Here is a 2,962-nt window from a genome sequence, read left to right as displayed (position 1 = left end):
CCTCATGCTTTTTTAGTTAATAAAAGAATAGAAAAAGCTAGAAATAAAATGCTTAATAATAAAGAAATTAGCTTAGCTCAACTTTCAAGTGAAGTAGGATTTTATGATCAAAGTCATTTCTCAAAAGTCTTTAAAAGAGTTTTCGCAATATCTCCAAATAAATATAGACTAGATTAAATTTAATAAAATTAAAACAGGACAATTTTTATCTTGTTTTATAAATATTTTTGCTATTGTAAATTTAATACAATCAAATATTTATTAAAAGAGAAAAATTATGAAATTAAATGAAATAAAATTAGAAGTAGATTACTTTGATTTTGATGAAAACTTATACGAAGAACTAAAACCAAGCCCTTTAACAAATCCAAAACTAGTATCCTATAATAAACAAGCCTGTGATTTAATAGGGCTTGATTATGAGTCTTGTGAAACGAAAGAGTTCTTAGACTTTATAAATGGAAGTAAATTGCAAGAGGGTTCAAAACCATATTCAATGGTTTATGCAGGTCATCAATTTGGATATTTTGTACCAAAGTTAGGTGATGGTAGAGCTATTAATTTAGGTAGTGTAAATGATTGGCATTTACAAACAAAAGGTTCTGGACTTACTAGATATTCAAGACAAGGAGATGGTAGGGCTGTTTTAAGATCTTCTATAAGAGAGTATATTATGAGTGAAGCAATGCACTCTTTAGGAATAGCAACTACAAGAGCTTTAGCAATAATTGATTCTGACTCTTTTGCTCATAGAGAATGGGAACAAGAATCTTGTTCTATTGTTCTAAGAATGTCTCCTTCTTGGATAAGAATAGGAACATTTGAGTTTTTTGCAAATACAAATGATTCGAAGAAGAACTTAGAACAATTAGCAAATTATGTTATTAAACAGTCATATCCAAGTTTGCAAAATGAAAAAAATAAATATGAAAAAATGTTTTATTCTCTAGTTGATAGAACAGCTTTACTAATGGCACAATGGCAAACATATGGATTTATGCATGGTGTTATGAATACTGATAACTTTTCAATGGCAGGATTAACAATTGATTATGGTCCTTATGCCTTTATGGATTATTTTGAAAAAAACTGTATTTGTAATCATACAGATGTAGAAGGAAGATACTCTTATAATAACCAACCTTATGTTGCAAGATGGAATCTAATTGTTTTAGCTCATGCCTTAAAAGAAATTTGTGATGTAGATAAATTACTTGAATATATGAAAACATTTTTACCACAGCATGAAAATGTATATTTAGAACTTATGAATAAAAGATTAGGTTTAGATGTAACAAAGAGTGGAAATAATAATCTAAACTTAATCTTAGAACTTATTGGAAGTTTAGAGAGTGCAAAGATTGATTACAATTTATTTTTCTACAAACTTACATACTTAGAATCTTTTGATGATTTATCAACTATTTTAAATCATGCAGTATTTACAGAACCTTTAAAAAATTGGTTTGATTCATATAAAAAAGTTTGTGAAGATGAAAAGAGTACATTTAAACAAAGAACTGAAATAATGAAAAAAGTAAATCCAAAATATATAATAAAAAACTATATGCTTCAAGATGCAATAACTTTAGCTCATGAAGGAGACTATTCTTTAGTAAATGACTTATTAGTTATAGCTCAAAACCCATTTGATGAGCATAAGAAATATGAAAAATATGCTACTTCAACTCCCATTAACTTGTCAAACTTACAACTTTCTTGTTCTTCTTAAAGTAAGAAGTAGCAATTTGCTACTTCTTATTTTTTTTAAAGCTTAATTATATTTTTAAAACTTACATATTTATAATTAATTATTATATTTACATTATCAAAATATAACCACTTTTAAATACTATAAAATCATCAAAATGATATTTTATAACCATTAAATTAAGTTATTTATTATAGTTATTAACTATAATAATCTTAGAAAATTTATTATTATGATTAATATGATAATTTAAAGAAACTATTATAATTGTTAAGGGGGAATATTTATATGAAGAATATGTTTAAGGAAATTACTGTTTTATATGTTGAAGATGATCCAATCTCTAGAAATGAAGTTTCTGTAGTTTTAAAATCAATATTAAAAACTATATATATAGTTACAAATGAAATTGAAGCAGTAAAAGTTTATAAAGAAAATAAGCGTGATATTGACTTAGTACTATGTGCAATGAATAAACCAAATAAAAGTGCTTTAGAACTATTAAAGCAAATACGTTTATATGATAAAAAACTACCCTTTATTCTATTATCCAATTATAATGAATCCCAAATTTTATTAGAAGCAATAAAACATAATGTTTCAGATATCTTATCAAAACCAACTGATATAAAAGAATTAATAAAGTCTATATCTGTTTCTTGTTGTGAAAAATTCTCAAAAAAACTAAAACCTGATACCAAAGAAGAAATAACTAGTTATGTAGAAGCCTTAAATAAAGTTGCAATTGTATCAAAAACAGACCTTAGGGGAAATATTATTTATGTAAATGATATTTTTTGTGAAATAGCACAATATGATAGAGAAGAGTTAATTGGAAAATCTCATAATATGGTAAGACATCCAGATATGCCAAAAGCTGCATTTCAAGATTTATGGAATAATTTAAAAGAGGGTAAAAAATGGCAAGGAAAAGTTAAAAACCTAGCTAAAGATGGAAGCTCTTATTTTGTAAATGCCACTATCTCTCCTTTACATGATTGTAGTGGTGAAAAGGTTATTGGTTATATTGGCATTAGATTCTTAACAACAGATGATGAAAATGAAAAAAGAGAATTTAAAAAAAGAGTAATGATAAACTTACAAGATAGTAAGAAAAAAGAGATAGAACTATTAGAAAAAATTGATTTTTTAGAAAGAAAACTTGATTCAATAAAATATGTTGAAGATGAACTAGAACATGAACAAATGCGTTCTTTAAAGCTAGTAAGTCAAATTAATTATTATGAAGAA

At 25.5% G+C, this 2,962-nt stretch carries 3 protein-coding genes; all 3 read left to right on the top strand.

Annotation, left to right across the window (positions count from 1 at the left end; all coding sequences use genetic code 11):
• Positions 1–177, top strand: a 177-nt coding sequence (locus tag ACERKK_RS12620; RefSeq protein ID WP_373773430.1) for a helix-turn-helix domain-containing protein, incomplete at its 5' end; no start/stop codon positions are given.
• 100 nt (positions 178–277) lie between these two features.
• Entirely contained in the window at positions 278–1,732 is a 1,455-nt protein-coding gene (locus tag ACERKK_RS12615; RefSeq protein ID WP_373773429.1) for a YdiU family protein, read from the top strand.
• 267 nt (positions 1,733–1,999) lie between these two features.
• The coding region (locus ACERKK_RS12610) for a PAS domain-containing protein (protein ID WP_373773428.1) at positions 2,000–2,962 on the top strand (963 nt) is incomplete at its 3' end.

This window comes from Poseidonibacter sp., assembly GCF_041821165.1.
Lineage (GTDB): Bacteria > Campylobacterota > Campylobacteria > Campylobacterales > Arcobacteraceae > Poseidonibacter.
The sequence above is the reverse complement of the archived record's forward strand: the minus strand, read 5'-3'. Positions and strand labels throughout refer to the sequence as shown.

Excerpts from the sequence above, each read along its gene's own strand:
- ACERKK_RS12615 (WP_373773429.1), top strand. The coding sequence starts at position 278 with ATGAAATTAAATGAAATAAAATTAGAAGTAGATTACTTTGATTTTGAT.